The sequence below is a fragment of the Acinetobacter indicus genome (assembly GCF_009914475.1).
Taxonomy (GTDB): Bacteria; Pseudomonadota; Gammaproteobacteria; order Pseudomonadales; family Moraxellaceae; genus Acinetobacter; species Acinetobacter indicus.
In genome coordinates this window covers 2,520,985-2,543,928 of sequence record NZ_CP045198.1, presented here as the reverse complement: position 1 = coordinate 2,543,928, position 22,944 = coordinate 2,520,985, and the positions used below count along the sequence as shown (strand labels likewise).

Sequence of the window (22,944 nt, the reverse complement as noted above, 5' to 3'; positions counted from 1 at the left end):
TACTTTAACCTGATCTCGATATTTTAATTCACTTTGACTTCTTTACCACGCTGATAGCCATCAACATAGTGCTCCAGCTGGCTTAATGCCCAATCAATATCCGATTGCACCGCGGTTAAATCATTGAAGCGTTCAAAAACCTGTAATAACTCATCCAGAGGATACATTTTTTCATAAGAACGTAAAATCCGGCTGTGTTGCGTCACTTCGGTATTATCGGCATCAATCAGTAATTCTTCGTAAAGTTTTTCACCGGGACGTAAACCGGAGTACTGGATTTCAATATCGCCGTCCTGACTATCAGCTTCACGAACTTTCAGGCCACTGAGCGCAATCATCTGACGGGCCAGGTCCTGAATCCGTACCGGCTCGCCCATATCCAGCAGGAACACATCGCCACCATGACCCAAGGCACCGGCTTGAATCACCAGCTGTGAAGCTTCTGGAATGGTCATAAAGAAACGGGTCACGTCCGGATGGGTCACAGTAATCGGGCCACCTTTGGCAATCTGCTGTTTAAATAATGGCACCACAGAACCGGATGAACCAAGCACGTTCCCAAAACGTACAATACTGATCTGGGTCTGGTCCTGCGCTTCCGCCATGGCCTGACAGTACAGCTCGGCCATACGTTTCGATGCACCCATGACATTGGTCGGACGTACCGCTTTGTCGGTCGAAATCAGCACAAAGGTTTCAACGCCATTTTTGACGGCTGCATTTAAACTAAAAGCGGTACCAATTGCATTATTTTTCAAGCCAGCAATCGGGTTACATTCTACCAGCGGTACATGCTTATACGCCGCCGCATGATAGACGGTCTGCACCGCATACTGTTCAATAATCCGTTCCAGTTTAGCCTGATCCAGAACCGTACCCAGAATCGGAATAATTTCGATATTGGACGCCAGACGCAGTTCTTTATCAATGCTGTATAGGGCAAATTCGGTCAGCTCATAAATCACCAGTTTCTGCGGCTGGTTTTTAATAATCTGGCGGCATAGTTCGGAACCAATTGAACCACCGGCACCCGTAACCATCACCACTTTGTCTTTAATATTTTTTTCTAGCAGCTCTGCCACCGGCGGCACCGGATCACGGCCCAGCAAGTCAATAATATCGACTTCCTGAATATCGGAGACGCGGATTTCACCATCCACCAGTTTGGTCAGACCCGGAATTTCAGTAATTTTTAAATGGGCAGGTTCCAGAAATTTAACGATTTCACTTTTACGGCTACGCCCCACAGAGGGTAAGGCAATTAAAATTTCATCAATCCGCAATTTGCCAAAACATTTAAGTGCTGTTTCCGGCAGATAGACATCAATCCCGCCAATATTCTGTCCACTTAAAGATGGATTATCATCAATAAATAAAATCGGTAAATGTTCATTAGAACGGTTTAAGGTCGCGGCCACCTGTTGACCGGCATTGCCTGCCCCATAAATTGCGATGCGTTTTTTTGGGATACCCGCCTGCACATAAGAACGGACAATAAAACGGATGATCCCACGGCTAAACCACACCCAGGCGAACATCATAAAGCCGAACATCAGTGGAATCGAGGTTGGAATAAAAGCATCTGTTAAATAGGCCAAGGCATAGAGTCCCGCTACCGCCAGAAAGGTCGCCAGGCCCAACTTGACCATAAACACTTCATTGTAGGTACGTACAATAAAGCGGTACACCCCAAACACAAACAGCAGGATAACCGCAATTGCACTGACCCACAGTGAACCAAACGGAATATTCGGCACCACCTCTGCACCAAGGTCAAACTGACGAATGGCATAACACAGCCAGATTAGGACTGGGAATACACAGAAATCCAAAATGACCAGGAAAGCCAGTTTGGCAGCACGGGGGGATTCGACGAGAGGTAGGATGACGGATTTCACTTGATGTGTCTTCTCAATAGGAATAGTACAGCTCAGTTCAATTATTAATATTGGAATGATTAAACTGCAAATTAAACTCAGTTTGTAAAATGCATCAGTTGATGCATTTTTTATATGACATTATTGTAGCGCATATTAAATTATATACGCTGAATCACCTGAGCAATGGCCTGTTCAGTTGTGCGAATATTATCTTCCGATAAGGTTGGATGCACCAGGAACATCAGGCTGCTTTCACCCAGCTGCTGGGCATTGGCTAGACGCTGGGCGGGTCGCCATGGCGTACCATCGAATGCATGTTCTAAATACACTTCTGAACAGGAACCGCTAAAGCAAGGTACGCCCAGTGCATTGATTTCGGCCATAATCCGGTCACGTGACCAGCCTTCTGGCAACTGCGCCGTATTGACCTGTACATAGCACTTATAGTTGGCATGGACATAATCATTGTTCGGGTAATGCACACTAAAATACGGACTGTCCTGAAATACCTTTAAAATACGTTGGGCATATTCAGTCCGTTTTTGCGTCCATTCTGGCATCCGCTGTAACTGCAGTCGACCGATCACGGCTTGCATTTCCATCATGCGCCAGTTGGTGCCAAAAGAGTCGTGTAACCAGCGAAACCCGGGTGGATGCTGTTTGTGATAAATGCTGTCGTAATTTTTACCATGGTCTTTATACGACCACATTTTTTTCCAGAGCTGTTCATCATTGGTGGTGACCATACCGCCTTCGCCACCGGTGGTCATAATTTTGTCCTGACAGAATGACCAGGCACCAATATGGCCAATTGATCCGGCAGGCTTGCCTTTGTACATGGCACCATGTGCCTGTGCACAGTCTTCAATGACATACAGGCCTTTGTCCTGTGCCAGTTGCATAATCGGGTCCATATCACACATCCAGCCCGCCAAATGCACGCAAATAATCGCTTTGGTGTTTGGGGTCAGTACTGCTTCTATGGTACGGGCAGAAATATTTTGTGAGTCAAGCTCTACATCGGCAAAAACCGGATTGGCCCCGGCAGTCACAATCGAGCTGGCAGATGCCAAAAAGGTCCGTGAGGTGACAATCACGTCATCACCTGCACCAATATTCAGGGCTTTTAAGGCCACATCCAGTGCAACTGTACCATTGGCCAGTGCCACGGCATATTGAGTCCCTGCAAAGCGGGCAAACTCTTTTTCAAATTCGCGACATTCCTGCCCGGTCCAGTAGTTGACTTTATTCGACAATAGAACCTGGGAAACCGCATTCGCTTCTTCCTGAGTAAAACTTGGCCATGGTTCAAATGCAGTGTTTAACATGATGTTTCCTGAATTTTTAAAATTGAAAAGCTTATTTTTTCTCTAAAATCCGTGCCGGATTGCCAATCACCGTTACGCCCGGTGGGACGCTTTTGGTGACTACTGCGCCCATACCAACCACAGCACCTTTGCCAATCACTAATGGTTTGTCTGGTGTACCCTGTTTGATTACGGCACCTGTACCGATATAGGCATGGTCTTCAATATGAATATTACCGTTACATTTTACACCAGGTGCAAAAGTGACATAGTCGCCAATCACGCAATCATGGGCGACATAACTATAAATATTGGCATGAAAAAATTTTCCAATTTTAATATTGGATGTCAGACAAGTGAAAGGGCAAAGTAAACTACCTTCACCAATCTGAACTTCATCTAAAATAACTGTATTACTTGCATGAATATTCAAATGTTGAATTTGATCTTCAGTTAAACGTTTCACCAGTTTTTCACGAACCTGGCTATTGGCTATTGCAATCGTTACTGCCTTTTTTTGGTCAGGATACTTTAAGAAATCTTCATAACTTAAGACCTGATATCCATTTAAACTAGTACCTGCCCCACTATCATCAATAAATACAAATTGTTGTTTCTCTAATGTGGGATATTGTTGTCTAGCCAAAGGCATGACTTCTTTACCAAAACCACTTGCACCATATACACCAATATAAGAAATCATGAATTTGAATCCTTTTCTGAACCTGTAAATTTAGACATTGTGGCTTCACCCGCTTCATTGATGTCATCTTTGGCGAGCACTTTTTTAACCGTTTTCAGCATAATTTTAAAATCTAACCAAACCGATTGATTTTCTACATACCACGTATCGAGTTTAAATTTTTCTTCCCAGCTTATGGCATTGCGACCATTTACTTGGGCATGACCAGTCATACCCGGACGGACCAGATGACGCTTGGCTTGTTCTTCGTTATAAAGGGGTAAATATTCCATAAGCAATGGACGCGGCCCAACAATACTCATATCACCCTTAATGACATTCCAAAGCTCTGGCATTTCATCCAAACTGGTTGAACGCAGCATTTTGCCGAATGGCGTCAAGCGCTCACTGTCGGGCAATGGATTACCTTGAGCATCTACTGCGTCTTTCATACTGCGAAATTTGATCATTTCAAACGGTTTGCCATGTAAACCGGGGCGTACCTGGCGGAATAAAACGGGCGAGCCCAGATTTTTTTTCACTTTATGTGCCACATAAAAATACAACGGTGACAGTAAAATAAGGGCAATAGAAGCAATAATAATATCGAGGAGGCGTTTTAGCATTTATATTAAACCCATTTCTTGCATCATATGTCGGTTTACTTGATGTACATCATATTTATTTAAAGCAATTTCTCTGGATCGTTGCCCCATTTGCTCAATAAGTGCAGGATTATTTATAAACTCTTGCATGGCATTAACCAGACTAGTTACAGATTTTACTTCAACTAAAAAGCCATTTTCGCCCTGAATTACAGTTTCACGACAACCCGGAGCATCTGTGGTGATAATTGGTCGTCCCATTGCCATGGCTTCCAATACTGTACGTGGTGTTCCTTCTCTATAAGAAGGTAAAACATAGATCGAACTTTGTGCGATGGCTGGTCGTACATCTGAAAGCTTACCCCAGTATTTAAGTCTTGCATCGGCAATCCATGTATCTAGCTCTGATTGTTGAATCGCGGCAGGATTTTCATCAATCCAACCCACCAAATGGAATTCAACTTCTGGATGCTGTTGTTTAATCAGCTTTGCTGCTTCTGCATACTCTCTTACTCCTTTGTCACCCAATAACCGTGCAATAAGTAAGAATGAAAGCTTAGGCTTATTTTGTGTATTAACAGGAAAAGGCAATACATTAAAGTCCGTAACATTCACCCCTGAACCATTCACCACCACTGTAGGCAAATTGGGTTGCAAAAGTTTTAAATTTTGAAAAAGTTTTAAGTCATCAGGATTCTGGAAAAAGACTTTATGGCTATGCGAAAGTGCTTGTTGATACAAACCATGTACTATTTTTTGGAAGAAACTACGCTTGCTGCCGTGTTCGACATTTTGAAAGGCATAGCCTAAACCTGTAATTAAGGCATAACGATGCGGTACCTTTGTCAGCCATGCGGCTAGTGTTCCATAAATAACCGGCTTGATCGTATAAGATAGAACATAATCAGGTTTGATTTTTTTTATGAGTGTATACATGCTTCCTAAGGTTTTTAAGTCTGCAACCGGGTTGGTACCTGTGCGTTGCATGGAAACTTCATGTATGAAATAACCTAAATCTAGGAGTTTTTCATGTTCCGTAGGGAACGAAGGCAAATCAGGTGCAATAATATGGATTTCATAGCCTTGCTGATGGATCGCTTCGAGTAGTTTTCCTCGGAAGTTAAGCACTGAGGGGAGAAAGCTAGAGATAATTAGAAATTTGCTCATTTTAAGTCCTTCTCCACAATAGCTTTAGCCTGATTCCAAAATTTTGTTCTGCGTTGTCTTAAAATTTCCGAGTCATATTCTCTGGCTTTATTATAATTTGCTCTACCTTGCTCATAACGTAATTGCTGTGAAGAAATTAATAACTCGATTTTGTTAGCCAATTCTTGCGGTGCATTTGGTGGAATTAAAAACTCAGAGGGTAATAATTCTGGAATTCCACCGACATTGGTAGCAACTGCAGGTAAACCTCTAGCCATAGCTTCTATAAGTGCTCGAGGTAAACCTTCTGTTCTACTCGGTTGTATATATAAGTCTAAAGAGTCTAACCATTGATTAACTTCCGCTCCACCTGAAAGTACATCATCAAATATAATATTATCTACCAAGCCCATTTCTTTAGCCATGGCAAGATATTCAGATTTTAATTTACCAGATCCTAATATATGTAAGTGAACAATATTCTCTTTTTTACTTAGCATATAAACTGCACGTATTGCATCATCAATTCCTTTATAACTATTATTAAAAGAACCGATCATACCTATTTTAAAATAGGATTTTTCATTCTGATAAGTTTGTAAATTTAGAAGTTTATCTTCAATCCTCAACTCAACATTTGAGGCATAACTTTGTAAAGCAGTAGTTGGGTATTTATTCTGTAAAGCGGATTCAGTTACATATATTACGCCATCTGCCCTCTTAACAAAAAAAGCGTTAAGAAATGCAAAAAAACTTACAAATATTTTAAACGAAAAACTTATTTCCACCTTCGAAGTAAGTAATGCTTCTTTTGCATCACCAACCAATTCCACAAAATATTTTTTCTTAAAAAATAGATTTAAAAATAGAATAAATATTCCCAAAAAACTAGGAAGGCGTACCACAATAAAATCGGCCTCTCTAATTTCAGATAAAGCCAATTTAATGTTTTTTGATATATTTTTAGTAAAAACCAGAGAAAAACTCTGGCCTTCGACAGGGCAAAAATTAACATTTTTTGCTGTTATTTTAGTTAAGGAGTTAGGTAATTTAGTTTCTTCCATACGACTATAAACATTCAATCTATCTGTCGCATTTATATAACGCGAAAATACAGCATCTGTGATTTTGCCTTCACTATAATAATCATTTCCCATTTTTTTAAAGGTATGATCATGCACATATAAACACTTTAATGAACTCATAATTTTTTTAACTTCTTAGCTGGGATTCCGCCATATAAATAACCAGATTCAAGAGTGCCTTTAACTACTGCACCTGCTGCAACAATCACACGATCCTCAATTACTGTACCAGCTAAAACTCTAACACCACACCCCAACCAAACATCATTACCTATTTTAATAGAATTTAATTTAGTTGGATTATATTTAATTGGGATTTCTAAATTTTCCCAAGTATGTTCAAAGGAAACTAATGAACAATTATGTGCGATAGAAACATTATCACCTATTTCAATTCCACCAGCAGCATCTATATAACAAAACTCATGAATGCTTAAATTTATTCCACAACTAAAATATTTTAAATTTTTAAAAACACATTTTTTAGCAATGTAAACATTTTCACCTACAAATTCTGAACTTTTCTTTAATTCAAAATATCTAAGTAAAAAACCAACTTTACCAAAATTAAAAATATTTAATAAAATATAACTCAAAAAATCTGGAAATAAATTATAAAAAAAATAAAAAGCATTCAATAACTTAGAATACTTTTTAAAAATATCTCTACCTGACATACTTATAGCCTTTCACACAAAATATACTAATAAAATATAAATACAAAAAAACTAATAATCCATTTTTAAATACAAAGAAAACAATATTATCAGAATCAGACAATATTAAAGTAATCGCCATATTAGATAAAAATGGAATTATAAATATAAAAACACTTTTATTAGCACTACTTCTACAGTAATTATCTAATTTAGAAACAAAAAAACCGACAAAGAAAAATGAAAATATTCCAAAAAATATTCCAAAATTTAAAATTGCCTCTCCGTAAATACCAAATACTCTACTATTATGATATTCTTCTACCTGAGGATTAATCTTTATATTATTTACGATCTCTGATCCTGCAGAATTCTTATCATGCCCAGAATAAAAATATTTAATTGGTGGGAAAAATTTAGATGCACTACTTAGATATGTCTGACCATATTTTTCCTCATAATTCGACAAATCCGATATCTGGCTAATCTGGTAAGCATTAATTGTTGCTCGGCTAAAATCGCCCAAATATATATCCAACAAAGGATTATTCTGATATCTATTGGTTTCCGTTACGCTATAATCACCAGAGAAAGCATCAACACCATAACTTTTATATAATGCATAGGTTGACATAAAAATAGTTAAAAATAAGATTCCCACTATATAATGTATTTTTTTCAACCGATAGATATATAAATGAACTATTCCAGCAAACCAATACAACCCCCAAATAGTATTACTTCTACTTCCACGAAAACCGCCAAAAAGCATTTTCAATACAAAAAAAATTAGAAAAATTATACTCAAATAAATTATGCTATTTTTTAGCTTATCCTTCCCTATTAATAATATTAAAAATATTAAAAATATCATGGGAAAAGGTTCTGCAAACATATACCATATACCCAGACCATCAAAATCAGAGCGATCTTCAGTCCATTTCGTCATATACGAAATAACACCACCAAATTTCTGAAAAACTAAAATTTGACTAATTAGAGAAAGAAATAAAAATAAAAAACTAACAAGAATAAAATTTTTTTTATGTAATTCAATATCAAGTGAATATTGAAAAGATTTATTATTTAAAAACAATCTACATGATAAATAAAAAAGAATAATACCTAGCAAATATAACCATGATAATATACCAAGCCATTTATCCCAATTAATGCTTCTTGGAGCCGAAAGTAAATATACCTGTAATCCTGATGATATAGCTGGAGCCATTACAACACTTATTGCCAAAATAAAGCACGCCATCGGCAGTGGATGGAAAATTGTTCCTCCACTCTTCATACTATCATCAATTAATTTTAATAATAAAAATAAACTAATAGTTATAGGTAGAATATAAAATACATAATCTTCTCTGAATATTATCATAAATAAAATATTTATAAAAATTATAAATATTAAATAACTTTTTTTCATATTTTATCTCAAATAAATAGATTGCAAAAGATTAATATTTTTTTTCATATCAAATCTTGTACCAACTATCTCAGGTGTTTTTTCATTGCTAAAAAATAAATTAATCCAATTGGATATATTATCAACGCTAGCAAAAACAACACCCCCAATATCAATTTCTTTTGGAACACTATTTGATACTATACAATTTAATCCAGCTAACTGGGCTTCCACTGCAACTAAACCAAGACCCTCCCATAAAGATGGAAAAGCAAAAACATCAAATACACTGAGCATAATAACAGGTACATCTTTACGTAAGCCTGCGAATTTTACATATGGAGTTAATTTCAGATCAGCTACTTTTTTTTCAATTTCAGCTTTTAATGTGCCATCTCCCACCAAAACCAGATATGCCTTATCATTATTTTTTCTAAGTTCATAAAAAACATCAATTAAAAACCTATGGTTTTTCGGCTCTTCAAACCGTCCAACATGACCAACTACAAAAGCATCTTCAGGTAAACCAAAATCCTTGCGCATATCAATATTTTTATATTTGGGATCATATTTGCTGATATCTATTCCACAAGGAATGACCATACAGTTTTTCTTAGTCTTCCAGTTCATTCCGTATAAATTTTCTGCTGCTAAGCTACTAACAGCTATTCTAGTCGTAGCAAAAACTGATATTAAAAATTTCATTAATGAAAAATATAACTTACGAATAAAAGAAATATTTTTTTCTTTAAATCTAGTATCGCTATGACAATGACTAATTCTATTATTTATACTACTTAAATATGCCATGAGTAATACTAAACCACTAAAAGCATGCACATGACTATGCACGACATCTGGCTTTATTTTCTTAAAAGTTCGATACAAATTTATTCCATATATAAATGGATTTGCAGAATACTGACAATAATGAATCTGGCTGCCTAAACTATAAATTTCATCATCATAAAATGCCTTTTCTTTATGATGAACAATAAACTCATGATTAATCAACCCTTTGTCAGTATTACGTAGCAAAGTCATCAACCATGCCTCTACACCGCCAGCATTCATTGCACCTAAAACATGTACAACTTTCTTAGACATCTTGAGTTAATTCCTGAATTTTTCTATAAATAATAAATGAACTGATTAAAAATTGAGAAACTGCTGACAATATTGTGGTATAAACCGCCCCTATCAATCCATGTATTGGAATAAATAAATAGCTATATATAACTGTCAAACATACTAAAATTAAAAAAATAGGCATTTGTATTTTTAACAATCTCAGACTTGTAAGCAAATAGCCATTTACTACTGAAAGGTACGTAAATATTCCCGCAATCATAATATAGGGCAATAAATAAGCATATGCCAGATAATCATTCCCATATATAATTTTTATAATAAAATCATTTAAGAACAGAGATATAACTAAACCAACTACACCAAGAGATAATGCTATAAAAAATGCATTTTTTATTATTTTCTTTAGATCATCTATTTTTAAATCTCTATAGAATTCTGAAAATGATGGACTCAAATACTGACATACTGAATTCATTACTATTCCACCTATTACAATGAAATAATACAAAATTGTGTAAACGCCTACCAACTCCACATTTGAATAATGCTCCAAAAAATATCTTGGAATATTAGTTTGCAATGACACTAACATCACAGCAATGCCTAATGGCAATCCAATTTGCACAATTTTTGTTAATTTTTTATCAAAAAAATTAATTTCTCTTAAATGGTTTATATTTTGCCTAATATCCAATAAGCCTAAGACAAAAAGGTAACCTATAAGCGTCGCAGCAAGCGAATACACTATATTGTGGGTTATATAGAGAACACAGAAAGAAAGTATAATTACCAAAACTGACTTAAAGGTTAGGGATCTACTGATAAATTTTGTTTTTTTATTGGCATTATAATAAGCATATATAATATCTGATACAGATTCACTTGCTTTTATCAATACAACAACAAGTACAATACTCAGCGCAAGATTATTTTCCCAGTCAATAAAAAATAAACTTACAATTACTGCAAACAATATAGTCAACAATCTTAATGAAAAATATTCTGAATAACTAAATTTTCTTTCTAAATTCAAATCTGCAACAACTAAAGGCCGCAATTGCAGATTTGATAACATAAAAATTGGAGCTGTTATTGCTAAAGCATATGAATAGTATCCTAACTGTATAGGATTACTAAAATGACTAAACATGATTAGCATCAGCCATTGAGAAAAGGCAAATAAAATATTGCCACTCAACAACCATTTTGCTTTATTTAACAGGCTCCACATAATATTAAGTTAAACTTTTAACATACCATGACATAGCAAAATCAATACCATCATCTATATGGTATTTGGCATTATAACCTAATAATCTTTCAATTTTTTCCACACTGGCCTGTGAATGTCGAACATCCCCTGCTCTAAAGTCACGATATACAGGTTGTTTTGCATAAGTCACACCATTTGCAATTAATGACGCTTTAATGGCATTAAATAAATCATTTAACGTAGTACGGTCACCTACAGCCACGTTATAGACTTGGTTTTTAGCTTCATCGGATGCAGTTGCTGCCAGAATATTGGCTTGGACCGTGTTTTCAATAAAACAGAAATCACGACTGGTTTCACCATCGCCATTAATAAAAACATCATCACCCACAATCATGGCTGCTGTCCATTTTGGAATCACCGCAGCATAGGCACCGTTCGGATCTTGACGCTTACCAAAGACATTAAAGTAGCGCAAACCAATTGTTTTAAAGCCATAAGTGCGTGCAAAGACTTCAGCATATAGCTCATTAACATATTTGGTGACTGCATATGGTGAGAGTGGCTTACCGATATTTTCTTCAACTTTAGGCAGTGCCGGATGGTCGCCATAAGTTGAACTGCTGGCGGCATAAGTAAAACTTGCAACTTTCGCATCACGCGCAGCGGTGAGCATATTTAAAAAACCGCTAATATTGGCTGCATTGGTGGTAATCGGGTCAGCAATTGAACGTGGTACTGAACCTAGTGCTGCCTGATGCAACACATAGTCCACACCTGCACATGCTTTTTGACAATCCTCAAAATTACGAATATCACCTTCATAAAATTTGAAGTTTGTCCATTGTTCGGGGGTCACCAGACTTTGCACTTCATCCAGATTATGCTGATGACCTGTGGCAAAATTGTCCAGACCCACCACATTTTGGTTCAGCTTTAACAGGGTTTCCAGTAAATTTGAGCCAATAAAGCCTGCCACACCTGTTACTAACCAGGTTTTAGGATTTTGTTTTAATTGCTCACATACGGTCTGATATTGGCTCATTCTTATACAGGTCCCTAAATATTATAAACGGATGTCAGATTCAGATTGTTCTAATACATATTTTAAGTCATATAAAATATGTTCTGGTTTAGCTAAAGCTCGAATATCTGTAGCTCCCATTGCTTTAAACTGCTCATGCGCAACTGCTAAAATGACGGCATCGTATTGGCCTTGCTCTAGGCTTGCAATTGGGGTAATACCGTATTCATGTTGTGCTTCTTGTGTATCGACCCAAGGGTCATAAACATCTGCCTGAATATTATATTCTTGTAGCTCATTCACAATATCAATAATCTTGGTATTGCGAATATCTGGGCAATTTTCTTTAAAACTCAAGCCCAACACTAAAACTTTAGCGCCTTCCACCTGAATCTTTTTCTTGATCATTGCTTTTACCAGCTGGGTGACTACATAGGCTCCCATACCATCATTGAGACGGCGACCCGCCAAGATAATTTCAGGATGATAACCAATAGACTGCGCTTTATGGGTTAAATAATACGGGTCTACACCAATACAGTGGCCACCAACCAAACCTGGGCGGAATGGTAAAAAGTTCCACTTTGTACCCGCGGCTTTCAGCACTGCTTCGGTATCAATTCCCATTTTATTAAAGATCACAGCCAGCTCATTAATGAGTGCGATGTTGACATCACGTTGGGTATTTTCAATGACTTTTGCTGCTTCAGCGACTTTAATACTGGTTGCTTTATGGGTACCCGCTTCAATAATCAGGTTATAGACCTGATCAACAAAGTCTGCCGCTTCTGGAGTAGATCCGGAAGTAATTTTTAAAATATTGGTGACACGGTGCAACTTGTCCCCCGGATTAATCCGTTCCGGACTATAACCAGCGAAGAAGTCCTGATTAAATTTTAAACCCGAAACCTTTTCTAATACCGGAATACAGTCTTCTTCAGTTGCGCCTGGGTATACAGTAGACTCATACACCACTACATCGCCTTTTTTTAACACCTGCCCAATACTGGTCGAAGCCTTAATAAGCGGGGTTAAATCGGGTTGTTTATAGTCATCAATTGGCGTAGGAACCGTCACAATAAAAAAGTTGCAACTTTTTAAATCATCTAAATTGGCTGAATAGGAAAGCTGAGTCGCCTGTCGAAGTTCTTCTGGTGATACTTCTAGAGTGTGGTCTTGGCCATTTTGTAATTCTTCAATCCGTTTTTTGTGAATATCAAATCCAATTACTGGAACCTTTTTTCCAAATTCCACGGCAAGTGGCAAACCAACATAGCCTAAACCAATTACGGCAATTTTCAGGTCAGAGAGCTTTAGCATTTTAACGCCTTATTTATATACTATACTTATGAAGAGCAAATCTTTCGGCAGGAATATTAGCAGAAAATCATGAATGTTCTGTTATGATTTTTAGCCAAAAAATCTAAAATGCTTCCTTTTATGTCAGTTTTTTGCAAATCATCTTTCTATAATTTTGCGGTGTCTCACAATTTAGATACTTTTTGCCTCATTTTTATGCCTGTGCTTGCGTATACTTTCGCAATCTACTTACAATTTGTTATATACCCTTAAAATAACTTCGGTAAACTATTTTTTATTTTTTATGATTTTAGAAAAATCGAGAACGGGAATACGTGTGAGACAATTTAAATCTATAATTCTACTGTCTTTTCTGGTGACAGCAAGCGGGTGTGCGGTCACCTCCGGCTTACAGACCTATGACTTACCGGCAGAAGGTGTCTATCAAACAGACTTGGGGACTTCGGTGAATGTGGTCCGGCTCACTCAAGATACTGTACTCGGTTTGCAACCGGCCGTACAAAATATTCAGCAAGATTATGCTCACCTGTTTACCCAGTCACACCGTAACTATAACCTTAGTCCAGGCGATATCCTGTCGATCTATTTATGGGCTTACCCAGAAATTACCCCACCTACCAATACTATTAATAATGAACAGGCCATTCAGGCCAATGGTTATCAAATTGACCAAAGTGGTTATATTCAATTCCCGATTATTGGTCGCTATAAAGCTGCCGGTAAATCTTTAAGTCAGGTAAACCGTGAGCTGCGCAGTCAGTTATCGCGTTATTTAAAAACACCTGATGTAGTAGCACGGGTTCTGTCTTATCAGGGACAACGTTACTCGGTACAGGGAAATGTAATGAACGGTGGGCAGTTCTATTTAAGTGACCAGCCGACCAGTGTCTATACCGCTTTAGGTCTGGCGGGTGGTGTCAATGCCCAGCAAGGCAATAATGCCTCGATTACCTTGGTACGTCAGGGGCAGACCTATCATTTAAACAGTATTGAGCTGGAACAAGCCGGTTTCTCTTTACATAACCTGCTGATTCAACCGAATGACACCCTGTATGTAAACAGCCGCGAAAACCAGAAAATCTATGTCATGGGGGAATCGGGCAAAAACCAGTCCTTACCCATGCGTGATCAGGGCATGAGCCTGAGCGATGTGCTCGGTGAAAGTCTGGGATTAAATCCATTGTCGGCCAGCCGCAGCAAAGTTTATGTGGTACGCAGTCAGCCAAGTGGTGCGCAAACCGAAGTCTATCATCTGGACTTAACCAGTATTGCCGACTTTGGTCTGGCCAATCAGTTTAAAATGCGCAGTAATGATATTGTTTATGTCGATGCATCTGGCCTTGCGCGCTGGCAACGTGTCGTGAATCAGATTATTCCATTCTCAAATGCTTTATATAATTTAGACCGTTTGGGGAACTAATGAAAATTAACAATATTCTGGTGGTCTGTATTGGCAATATTTGCCGTAGCCCAATGGCGGAATACTTTTTAAAACAGGAATTTCCGCATTTACAAATTGAGTCTGCCGGTATTTCCGGGCTGGTTGGTCATGCAGCCGATGACAAAGCCAGCCTGTGCATGCAGCGTTTAGGGATTGATATGAGCCCGCATGTGGCCCGAAAGCTGAATGCCGAGCTGGTCAAGAAAGCCGACCTGATTTTAGTGATGAGTCAGAACCAGCAAAAACATGTGGAACAGACCTGGCCCTTTGCCAAAGGTAAAACCTTTAGACTCGGCCACTGGCAAAGTAAAAATGTGGCCGATCCTTATCAGCATGATCAGGCAGTATTTGATGAAACCTGCCAGCTGATTCAGGCCTGCATTGCAGACTGGAAAAAATATATTTAACTTTCGAACAAAAGACTATGAGCCAAAATACCAATACAGAAGATACCATTGACCTGAAGGAATTGTTTTTCTCCTTAATTGCCCAGTGGAAACTGATTGCTCTCTGTGTCATTTTAAGTTTGGTCTGTGCCTTACTTTATTTAAGAACCACACCAGACACCTATCAGGTCGATGCACTGGTTCAGGTCGAAGAAAATAAAGGAGCATCTGCCGCCTTATTGGGCGATTTGTCCGATATGATTGAGCAGAAATCACCGGCTCAGGCCGAAATTGAGATTCTGAAATCGCGTCTGGTACTCGGTACCGTCATTGATCGCCTAAATTTAAATATTCGGATTCATGGCACAGAAGACAGTTTCTGGAGCCGCTTACTGAATAAGCACGAGTATGACAGTGAATATTCGGGCAAATCAGTCCTGTTTAAAGACAACCAGAAAAGCTTTGATGTACGCAGCTTTGAGATTCCAGATTACTACCGCGATAAAAATCTGCTGCTTCGTTTCTCGCAAGGTAAATTTAGTTTAACGGATTCAGCCACAGAACAGGTGGTCTTTTCTGCACCCCTGAACCAGACCAGCCAGTTACAGTCTGAATATGGCCTATGGAAAGTCGGTATTTATAGTCAGGACAGCTTTGATAGTACTTATCTGATCCAAAAGCAAAGCCTGCCTGCCGCAGTTCGTAGCTTGCTCGCTGACTATTCGGTGGCCGAAAAAGGCAAAATGACCGGTGTGCTGGGCCTCAACTACCAGGGTACTGACAAGCAGCATATTACCCAGGTGCTCAATGCCATTTTAGCGGCCTATAGTCAACAGAATATTGAACGTCGCTCGGCTGAAACCGCACAAACCTTAAAATTCCTGGAAGATCAGCTACCTGAACTCAAACAGCAACTCGATGTCGCTGAACGTGAATTTAACCGTTTCCGCCAGCAGTACAATACGGTCGATGTCACCAAGGAATCAGAGCTGTATCTGACCCAAAGCGTGACCCTGGAAACCCAAAAAGCCGAGCTGGAACAAAAAGTGGCTGAGGCATCGGCCAAATATACGGCTGAACACCCAATCATGCAGCAAATGAATGCGCAATTAACGGCCATTAATAAAAAGATTAATGAGCTAGATGGAACATTAAGACGTTTACCAGAATTGCAACGCCAGTACCTGCAACTGTTCCGCGAAGTAGAAGTCAAACAGCAGCTGTATACCGGCCTGCTTAATTCTTATCAGCAGTTGCGTATTGCCAAAGCCGGTGAAATTGGTAATGTGCGTATTGTCGATACCGCGGTGGAACCGATTGAACCGATTAAGCCAAAGAAATTACAGATTCTCATTTTATCGATTTTCCTCGGTGGTTTCCTCGGCACACTGCTGGCCTTATTACGTAATATGCTGCGTAGTGGTGTTAAAGATTCTACCCAAATTGAAAATGAACTGGACTTGCCGGTGTATGCCACTGTGCCGCGTTCGCCTGTACAGGAAAGCCGGATTAAACTGCTGAAGAAGAAAAAGAATATTCCTATTCTTGCGGTTAAAAATAGTGATGATATTGCCATTGAAAGCCTACGCAGTATGCGTACTGCCATTCATTTTGCCTTAAGCAGCGCCAAGAACAATATTATTATGGTTTCTGGTCCTGCACCGGAAGTCGGTAAATCCTTTATTTCAACCAACCTGGCCACCATTCTGGCGCAAAGCCAGAAACGGGTACTGATTATTGATGCGGACTTGCGCCGCGGTTATTTGCATAAATACTTTAATCAGCAAGCCCAACTTGGTCTGGCAGACTACTTAAATGGTCAAACCGAATTAAGCCAGGTCATTAAAGCTACAGAGGTGTCCGGTCTAGATGTAATTGCCCGTGGCAAGAGTCCGGCCAACCCGTCTGAACTGCTCAGCACCACACAATTTGCGACGATGCTGAATCAACTGTCAGAACAATATGATCATATTCTGATTGATACTCCACCAATTCTGGCGGTCACAGACGGGATTATTATTTCTCAGCATGCCGGGGTAAATCTGGTGATTGCACGCTATGCCAAGACACAAATGAAAGAACTTGAATTGACCATCAACCGTTTTGAACAGGCGGGTGTCAAAGTCAATGGTATTATCCTGAATGATATTCAGCGCTCGAGTGCAGGCTATGGTTATGGCTATAACTATTCCTATGCCTATAAAGCCAATAAGGATAATGACTAATTTTGCAGTGACCGATTGCTTTAAAAATCTCGCTACGGCGGGATTTTTAATCTTCCCGGATTACAACTCTACTCAACAGTTTGCATTGAAAAAATAAACTCGTCCGCCTATGGTGTGGAGAGCAAAAAACTCCTGAGAATCAAAAATGCGTCTATCAAAAATATTGCTTGCGACCCTTGCCCTCAGCTCATCCCTGACCTTTGCCCAAGGGATTGTGCTGAATGACCAGAACCTGCGTACCGACCTGAATTGGCTGAATCAGCAAGGGGTGATTCAGATTAGCACCTCCACCTGGCCCATGAGTGGTGATGAAATTCAGCGCGCCCTGTCTCAGGCCAAAATCAGCACCCCTGTCCAGCAAAAAGTAGTGGATGCAGTCCTCACCCATTTAAATGCCGATAATCAGCTCTTGAAAGCTGCGCTATTTGCAGAAACTGATCATAAGTATCTGCCTCAAGCCTTTGGTGATCAGGCAAAATCACAATATCAGGCTGGTCTGGAACTGAATGCTGGCGGTAGCCAATGGGATGCCCGGTTACGGGTCAATGCCGAAAAAGACCCGCAGATTGATCATGATCAGGATGTGAATGTTGAAGGCTCTTATATTGCCGGGAAACTCTGGAATCAGTGGCTGATTGCCGGCCAGATTCCAACGTATTGGGGACCCGGTCATGAGGGGAGTCTGATTCGTGGCGATGCCAGCCGCCCAGTCTATGGTATTACGGCGCAGCGGGCAGAACAGACTGCTTTTAGCAGCAAATGGCTGTCCTGGATTGGGCCATGGCAATATCAGGCCTTTGCCGGTCAACTGGACAATTATGATGCAGTCCCGGATGCCAAGCTGATTGGCCTGCGTGTTACTGCTCAGCCGCTTCCCTATCTGGAACTGGGTGCTTCACGTGCCATTCAGTGGGGGGGTGAAGGACGTCCGGAAAGCTTGAGCTCACTCTGGGATGCGTTTGTTGGCAACAAAGACAATGGTGGCACAGGTGAACCAGATCCATCGAATCAGATTGCCGGTTTTGATGCCCGTTTAAACCTGCAACCTTTAATGCAGATGCCGCTGGGTGTCTATGCGCAATATGTCGGTGAAGATGAAGCCGGCGGCCTGCCCGCGAAAAAAATGTATCTGGCCGGGGTGGATTATTCATCCAGCTACCAGAATATGCCCTACCAGCTGTATAGCGAATGGGCTGATACCCGTACCAATGGCAAGGCACAAGGGATTTCCTATAATCATAGTGTTTATACCGATGGCTTCTATCAGCATGGTTACCCATTAGCGCATGCGATGGGCGGCGATGGCCAGATGATTGCTGTCGGCGGTGATATCCGTTTTGATCCTTTAAACCGTCTGCATGGCCGGGTGCTGTTTGCTAAATTTGATCAAGCAGCCAATCGACCAGGTAGCCGTCAAACAAACTATGCTTTTCCTGAGCAAGATGAGCTAACAGCTTTAGATATCACCTGGACGCATTACCTACGTCCGGATATTCCACTTAAACTGAATGGCTGGCTGGGGGATTCAGACCTGCATGGTAAAGATGGTGGTGCCTCAATCGGCATTGAATTCCCACTAGAAAAAGGACTGTTTAGCTACTAAGGCAGTTAAATCTCGTTTTAAAGACTCAGATCAGCACTATTTCAATACGCTTTCTGAGTCTGCCGATACCTGACCCGTCTAGCACCAGACGGGTTTGTTTATCTTAAAATCGCCGGCAAGGGCCGCTCGCGCCCCGGCAGACTCAGTTCCAGTTTCATTTTTTGTAGCATCTGATAAGGCTGCTGCTGCACAAACATATTCACAAAACTGGTTGGAATCGAACCAGCCGGATCGGCATAGCCATAGGTAGACACCTTAACCCGGTTGGCCCCCAGTTTTTGAAAGGTCCAGTCGCCTTCATAATGAGTTAAACGCACATAGCTCGGGTTTAAGGGATAGCCCTGACTGACCGCCTTGTTCTGAATATGAATCACGCCTTGGGCATCTTTAAACATTCTGCCTTTGACCACCAGATCGCGGTCTTTTAACGGAAAAGGAAAATCCAGCACCATATACAGCAGGAACTCGCCTTTCTGGTCATCACGCGACAGTACCTTAACGCTGCCCATATATGGCACCCAGCTGATGGCATGCTCCACATCCAGAATCAGGCCGGCGGCTTTTTCAATCGAGACCGGAAAAGTGGTTTCTGCCTTGTACAGGAACACCGGGTTTTGCGGATGCTGATAGGTCCAGACCTTAATATTATTTTTATGAATATTGAGTTTGGCATTCTGCAAATTCTGGGCGGGTACACTCGCCGCCATGGCGAGCGCACCGGCCAATACAATCCATTTTTTCATTCCATTGTTCATCTTATTTTAGTTTTAGTGTTGTTATAACGGATTTTACAGCGGTTTTAAACTTGAATATCGTTAAAACCCAAGACATCTTTCATGTCATATTTACGCGCATCACGACCGACCACCCAGGCAGCAGCACGCACGGCGCCAGCAGCAAAGTTCATCCGGTTGGTGGCTTTGTGGGTAATTTCGACGCGCTCGCCTTCACCAATAAACATGGCGGTGTGTTCACCGACAATATCGCCACCACGAATGGTCTGGAAACCAATACTTTGACGCTCACGCGGACCGGTATGTCCTTCACGATGATAGACCGCATCTTTTTTCAGGTCACGGCCCAAGGTTTCTGCAATTGCTTCACCCATCATGAGTGCAGTACCTGATGGCGCATCGACTTTATGACGATGGTGCGCTTCAATCACTTCAATATCTACCGTATCGCCAAATACTTTAGAAGCAAGTTCTAAAAGCTTAATTGAAACATTCACACCCACTGAATAGTTGGCCGCATAGACCACCGGAGTTTGCGTTGCCGATTCATCCAGATAGGCTTTCTGTTCATCATTCATGCCGGTGGTGCCAATCACAATTGCCACACCTGCTTCACGACAGATTTTCAGATGGTTCACCGTGGCTGCCGGTGCAGTAAAGTCGATGACCACGTCACACTGCTTTACCACCTCTTCCAGGCTGCCGACCACGTTCACACCCAGGCTGCCAATGCCCGCAAGCTCGCCTGCATCTGCACCGATTAAGCTACTTTCCGGACGTTCCACCGCAGCTGCAAGTTGATAACCGGCCTGCTCAACGGCTTGAATAAGGATGCGTCCCATACGGCCACCGGCACCTAATACACCAATGCGTGGAGTTGCTGACATAACATATTCCTGATGTTGATTCGAAATTGTCCTTACTATATCAAAACTCCCTGCCCAGACTAAGCCGGCAGTCTAAAAAAGCCGAAAAAAACTAAGATGACTCAACCGTAACCCGAACACCCAGTAATTTAAAAATAGAAATTGAAAAGAAAGTTCTGATTTCTGGCGTTTTTTCACAAAAGTGCAAAATTGCTACAGCAGACTAGCCGTCACGAATGAATAGAATAGAGATTATAAGGAGATCAAGCATGCATTCGAAACAACTGGGGATGGCAGTGTGTATGGGGCTACTGATGAGCTCGGCTTGGGCAGAACCACCATTACAACCGGGTGATACCTTGGAAAGCCTGTCTCAAGTCCGCATTACCACCACTTTACAGCCAGCAGTATCGGCAGAAGAAGCAGCACAAGTGGCGTTAATTGATGCAATTGAAGAAGAACAAAGCGAACAGAGCACCGAGATGGCTGTATCTCAGGAAGATGCGCTGGTGGCAGAAATTGACCCTGTGGAAGGGGTTTAATTTTTATTCGCCATAAAAAAGGGAGATGATGTTCATCTCCCTTTGTGTTTGAGCGCGCTGTTTAAACTGGCTTAGTTAAACTGAATTAGTCAAACAGGCGGTCAAAGAATGATTTTTTCTTTGGTGACGAATTGTTGTTATCGCCATCCAGCGTCGCTTGCAGTTCTTTCAGTAATTCACGCTGACGCGAAGTCAGGTTCACCGGGGTTTCCACCACAATACGGCACAGCAGATCGCCGACCATGCTGGTACGTACCGGTTTTACGCCTTTACCGCGCAGACGGAACAGTTTACCGGTTTGGGTGCCTTCCGGAATTTTCAGGCTCACCCGGCCATCCAGCGTCGGAATTTCAATTTCTTTACCGAGGGCAGCATCGGCAATCGAAACCGGCACATCCATATACAGATCGGCACCATCACGCTGGAAGATTTCATGCTCACGCACCACCACTTCTACGTACAGGTCACCGGCCTGCCCATCACGAATCGCCTCACCTTTACCGGTTAAACGTACCCGGTCGCCATTGTCGACACCGGCTGGAATGGTAACTTCCAAAGTCTGCTGACGGTCAGATACCCCTGAACCATGACATTTGTTACATGGGTTCTTGATGATTTTACCCTGGCCACGACAGGTGCTACAGGTCTGCTGCACCGAGAAGAAACCTTGCTGCATACGTACCTGACCGGCACCATGACAGGTTTTACAGGTTTCAACATCATTCGGATTTTGCGAGCCTTTACCATCACAGGCATCACACGGTGCAGGTGCGGTAAAGCTGATGGTTTTTTTCACCCCTTTAACCGCTTCTTCCAGGGTCAGTTCCATCACATAGCGCAGGTCCGAACCACGGCGCGCACGTTGCTGACGGCCACCGCCCCCAAAGGCACCCCCAAAAATATCGCCGAACTGGCTAAAGATATCTTCAGCACTAAAGCCGCCGCCGAAGCCACCACCGCCCATGCCGCCTTCAAAGGCCTGATGGCCCATACGGTCGTACATGCTGCGTTTTTCGCTGTCCGACAGTACTTCATAAGCTTCTGAAGCTTCTTTAAATTTTTCTTCAGCTTCCGGGTTATCTGGGTTACGGTCCGGATGATATTTCATCGCCAACTTACGGTAGGCTTTTTTAATTTCATCATCACTAGCGGTTTTAGCAACACCCAAAACCTCATAATAATCACGTTTAGCCATGTCTGGCGATGCTCCTCACGGAATTTTATTTAAGACTCAACTGAGGTCTGAAATTGGGGTTTATCCCAGATTTACAAGGGCAGGCAGCGAAAAAAATTTAGGCTGCTTAAAACACCGCCTTGTTTTTCATGAATTTACTTAAGCCTTTGATCCAGGCATTGAGTAAATATAAGAAGGCAATGGCGCTAAACACCACACCGGCAATGGTGGTCGCAGTGACCCAGGTGGCATCATTCCAGGCATAGAAAAATAGCGGAATAAACCACAGGGCAGCAAATACCGCCAAAATGGAGTAGATCATGACATTACGCATGACCCAGAGTGCCTGGGCCTGTAACCAGACTTCAGTCTGATCGACCATCACCACTTTACGGGCCAGCCAGTAGGCAAAAATGGCGCTAATTAAGGTAAACAGGGCGAAAAACATGAAGACGTAAGAAAGAGCAATCGAACGACGTAACTTGGCTAAGCTATCTTGCTGCATGTGTGCTTCAACCCCATTTACTGCATGTTTGGTTTTATAATATG

The 22,944-nt window shown here is 41.0% G+C and carries 21 protein-coding genes; 5 read left to right on the top strand and 16 right to left on the bottom strand.

Going from position 1 to position 22,944, the window contains the following annotated elements:
* Positions 1 to 23: 23 nt before the first annotated feature.
* The 12 genes from GA693_RS12505 to tviB form a co-directional block, all read right to left on the bottom strand.
* A complete protein-coding gene (locus tag GA693_RS12505) occupies positions 24 to 1,898 on the bottom strand; it encodes a nucleoside-diphosphate sugar epimerase/dehydratase (RefSeq protein WP_160241767.1) in 1,875 nt (624 codons plus the stop codon).
* Between the two features lie 140 nt (positions 1,899 to 2,038).
* On the bottom strand, positions 2,039 to 3,208 hold the full coding sequence (locus tag GA693_RS12500) for a DegT/DnrJ/EryC1/StrS family aminotransferase (RefSeq protein ID WP_160241768.1): 1,170 nt from the start codon (positions 3,206 to 3,208) through the stop codon (positions 2,039 to 2,041).
* Positions 3,209 to 3,239: 31 nt separating this feature from the next.
* The gene (locus GA693_RS12495) at positions 3,240 to 3,890 is read right to left on the bottom strand and encodes an acetyltransferase (RefSeq protein ID WP_104499742.1); all 651 of its coding nucleotides are present in this window, start codon (positions 3,888 to 3,890) and stop codon (positions 3,240 to 3,242) included.
* Positions 3,887 to 4,495: a sugar transferase gene (locus GA693_RS12490; protein WP_160241769.1), complete on the bottom strand. Its 609-nt coding sequence runs from the start codon at positions 4,493 to 4,495 to the stop codon at positions 3,887 to 3,889. Before GA693_RS12490 ends, GA693_RS12495 begins: the two co-directional genes overlap by 4 nt.
* The gene (locus GA693_RS12485; protein ID WP_160241770.1) at positions 4,496 to 5,641 is read right to left on the bottom strand and encodes a glycosyltransferase family 4 protein; all 1,146 of its coding nucleotides are present in this window, start codon (positions 5,639 to 5,641) and stop codon (positions 4,496 to 4,498) included.
* On the bottom strand, positions 5,638 to 6,825 hold the full coding sequence (locus tag GA693_RS12480) for a glycosyltransferase (protein WP_160241771.1): 1,188 nt from the start codon (positions 6,823 to 6,825) through the stop codon (positions 5,638 to 5,640). The genes GA693_RS12485 and GA693_RS12480 overlap by 4 nt, the downstream gene beginning before the upstream one ends.
* The gene (locus GA693_RS12475; protein ID WP_160241772.1) at positions 6,822 to 7,382 is read right to left on the bottom strand and encodes an acyltransferase; all 561 of its coding nucleotides are present in this window, start codon (positions 7,380 to 7,382) and stop codon (positions 6,822 to 6,824) included. The genes GA693_RS12480 and GA693_RS12475 overlap by 4 nt, the downstream gene beginning before the upstream one ends.
* Complete coding sequence (locus tag GA693_RS12470; RefSeq protein WP_160241773.1) at positions 7,372 to 8,796, bottom strand: hypothetical protein; 1,425 nt, start codon at positions 8,794 to 8,796, stop codon at positions 7,372 to 7,374. The genes GA693_RS12475 and GA693_RS12470 overlap by 11 nt, the downstream gene beginning before the upstream one ends.
* 3 nt (positions 8,797 to 8,799) lie before the next feature.
* Positions 8,800 to 9,882 carry a glycosyltransferase gene (locus GA693_RS12465; RefSeq protein WP_160241774.1) on the bottom strand — a complete coding sequence of 361 codons (1,083 nt, stop codon included), beginning with the start codon at positions 9,880 to 9,882 and terminating at the stop codon, positions 8,800 to 8,802.
* Complete coding sequence (locus tag GA693_RS12460; protein WP_160241775.1) at positions 9,875 to 11,098, bottom strand: oligosaccharide flippase family protein; 1,224 nt, start codon at positions 11,096 to 11,098, stop codon at positions 9,875 to 9,877. The genes GA693_RS12465 and GA693_RS12460 overlap by 8 nt, the downstream gene beginning before the upstream one ends.
* 4 nt (positions 11,099 to 11,102) lie before the next feature.
* Positions 11,103 to 12,125, bottom strand: coding sequence for an NAD-dependent epimerase/dehydratase family protein (locus tag GA693_RS12455; protein WP_160241776.1), 1,023 nt, complete (start codon positions 12,123 to 12,125; stop codon positions 11,103 to 11,105).
* A gap of 21 nt (positions 12,126 to 12,146) precedes the next feature.
* Positions 12,147 to 13,424: a Vi polysaccharide biosynthesis UDP-N-acetylglucosamine C-6 dehydrogenase TviB gene (gene tviB, locus GA693_RS12450; RefSeq protein ID WP_160241777.1), complete on the bottom strand. Its 1,278-nt coding sequence runs from the start codon at positions 13,422 to 13,424 to the stop codon at positions 12,147 to 12,149.
* A 316-nt stretch (positions 13,425 to 13,740) separates the two neighbouring features.
* On the opposite strand from tviB, the gene GA693_RS12445 reads away from it, so the two are divergent.
* The 4 genes from GA693_RS12445 (at position 13,741) to GA693_RS12430 (ending at position 19,079) form a co-directional block, all read left to right on the top strand.
* Positions 13,741 to 14,844: a polysaccharide biosynthesis/export family protein gene (locus GA693_RS12445; protein ID WP_160241778.1), complete on the top strand. Its 1,104-nt coding sequence runs from the start codon at positions 13,741 to 13,743 to the stop codon at positions 14,842 to 14,844.
* Complete coding sequence (locus tag GA693_RS12440; protein ID WP_004814137.1) at positions 14,844 to 15,272, top strand: low molecular weight protein-tyrosine-phosphatase; 429 nt, start codon at positions 14,844 to 14,846, stop codon at positions 15,270 to 15,272. Before GA693_RS12445 ends, GA693_RS12440 begins: the two co-directional genes overlap by 1 nt.
* Before the next feature lie 17 nt (positions 15,273 to 15,289).
* Positions 15,290 to 17,476 (top strand): polysaccharide biosynthesis tyrosine autokinase, encoded by a 2,187-nt coding sequence (locus GA693_RS12435; protein ID WP_160241779.1) that lies wholly within the window; start codon positions 15,290 to 15,292, stop codon positions 17,474 to 17,476.
* A gap of 145 nt (positions 17,477 to 17,621) precedes the next feature.
* Positions 17,622 to 19,079 (top strand): capsule assembly Wzi family protein, encoded by a 1,458-nt coding sequence (locus tag GA693_RS12430; protein ID WP_160241780.1) that lies wholly within the window; start codon positions 17,622 to 17,624, stop codon positions 19,077 to 19,079.
* Between the two features lie 98 nt (positions 19,080 to 19,177).
* On the opposite strand, the gene GA693_RS12425 is transcribed toward GA693_RS12430, so the two are convergent.
* Positions 19,178 to 19,822: an START domain-containing protein gene (locus GA693_RS12425; protein WP_016658891.1), complete on the bottom strand. Its 645-nt coding sequence runs from the start codon at positions 19,820 to 19,822 to the stop codon at positions 19,178 to 19,180.
* 56 nt (positions 19,823 to 19,878) lie between these two features.
* Positions 19,879 to 20,700, bottom strand: coding sequence for a 4-hydroxy-tetrahydrodipicolinate reductase (dapB, locus tag GA693_RS12420; protein WP_075167666.1), 822 nt, complete (start codon positions 20,698 to 20,700; stop codon positions 19,879 to 19,881).
* 248 nt (positions 20,701 to 20,948) lie between these two features.
* Here dapB and GA693_RS12415 point away from each other — a divergent pair, with 248 nt between their 5' ends.
* Positions 20,949 to 21,221 carry a hypothetical protein gene (locus tag GA693_RS12415; RefSeq protein WP_160241781.1) on the top strand — a complete coding sequence of 91 codons (273 nt, stop codon included), beginning with the start codon at positions 20,949 to 20,951 and terminating at the stop codon, positions 21,219 to 21,221.
* Between the two features lie 85 nt (positions 21,222 to 21,306).
* Here the strand turns inward: GA693_RS12415 and dnaJ are convergent, their stop codons facing one another.
* Together dnaJ and GA693_RS12405 are read right to left on the bottom strand one after the other, a co-directional pair.
* Positions 21,307 to 22,416, bottom strand: coding sequence for a molecular chaperone DnaJ (gene dnaJ / locus GA693_RS12410; protein WP_104472330.1), 1,110 nt, complete (start codon positions 22,414 to 22,416; stop codon positions 21,307 to 21,309).
* A 106-nt stretch (positions 22,417 to 22,522) separates the two neighbouring features.
* Positions 22,523 to 22,900, bottom strand: a complete 378-nt coding sequence (locus GA693_RS12405; RefSeq protein WP_005181203.1) for a hypothetical protein — start codon at positions 22,898 to 22,900, stop codon at positions 22,523 to 22,525.
* Between the last annotated feature and the right edge of the window lie 44 nt (positions 22,901 to 22,944).

Coding starts and splice junctions, on each gene's coding strand:
- GA693_RS12500 (WP_160241768.1), bottom strand. CDS start 3,208: ATGTTAAACACTGCATTTGAACCATGGCCAAGTTTTACTCAGGAAGAA.
- GA693_RS12495 (WP_104499742.1), bottom strand. CDS start 3,890: ATGATTTCTTATATTGGTGTATATGGTGCAAGTGGTTTTGGTAAAGAA.
- GA693_RS12490 (WP_160241769.1), bottom strand. CDS start 4,495: ATGCTAAAACGCCTCCTCGATATTATTATTGCTTCTATTGCCCTTATT.
- GA693_RS12485 (WP_160241770.1), bottom strand. CDS start 5,641: ATGAGCAAATTTCTAATTATCTCTAGCTTTCTCCCCTCAGTGCTTAAC.
- GA693_RS12480 (WP_160241771.1), bottom strand. CDS start 6,825: ATGAGTTCATTAAAGTGTTTATATGTGCATGATCATACCTTTAAAAAA.
- GA693_RS12475 (WP_160241772.1), bottom strand. CDS start 7,382: ATGTCAGGTAGAGATATTTTTAAAAAGTATTCTAAGTTATTGAATGCT.
- GA693_RS12470 (WP_160241773.1), bottom strand. CDS start 8,796: ATGAAAAAAAGTTATTTAATATTTATAATTTTTATAAATATTTTATTT.
- GA693_RS12465 (WP_160241774.1), bottom strand. CDS start 9,882: ATGTCTAAGAAAGTTGTACATGTTTTAGGTGCAATGAATGCTGGCGGT.
- GA693_RS12460 (WP_160241775.1), bottom strand. CDS start 11,098: ATGTGGAGCCTGTTAAATAAAGCAAAATGGTTGTTGAGTGGCAATATT.
- GA693_RS12455 (WP_160241776.1), bottom strand. CDS start 12,125: ATGAGCCAATATCAGACCGTATGTGAGCAATTAAAACAAAATCCTAAA.
- tviB (WP_160241777.1), bottom strand. CDS start 13,424: ATGCTAAAGCTCTCTGACCTGAAAATTGCCGTAATTGGTTTAGGCTAT.
- GA693_RS12440 (WP_004814137.1), top strand. CDS start 14,844: ATGAAAATTAACAATATTCTGGTGGTCTGTATTGGCAATATTTGCCGT.
- GA693_RS12435 (WP_160241779.1), top strand. CDS start 15,290: ATGAGCCAAAATACCAATACAGAAGATACCATTGACCTGAAGGAATTG.
- GA693_RS12430 (WP_160241780.1), top strand. CDS start 17,622: ATGCGTCTATCAAAAATATTGCTTGCGACCCTTGCCCTCAGCTCATCC.
- GA693_RS12425 (WP_016658891.1), bottom strand. CDS start 19,822: ATGAAAAAATGGATTGTATTGGCCGGTGCGCTCGCCATGGCGGCGAGT.
- dapB (WP_075167666.1), bottom strand. CDS start 20,700: ATGTCAGCAACTCCACGCATTGGTGTATTAGGTGCCGGTGGCCGTATG.
- GA693_RS12415 (WP_160241781.1), top strand. CDS start 20,949: ATGCATTCGAAACAACTGGGGATGGCAGTGTGTATGGGGCTACTGATG.
- dnaJ (WP_104472330.1), bottom strand. CDS start 22,416: ATGGCTAAACGTGATTATTATGAGGTTTTGGGTGTTGCTAAAACCGCT.
- GA693_RS12405 (WP_005181203.1), bottom strand. CDS start 22,900: ATGCAGCAAGATAGCTTAGCCAAGTTACGTCGTTCGATTGCTCTTTCT.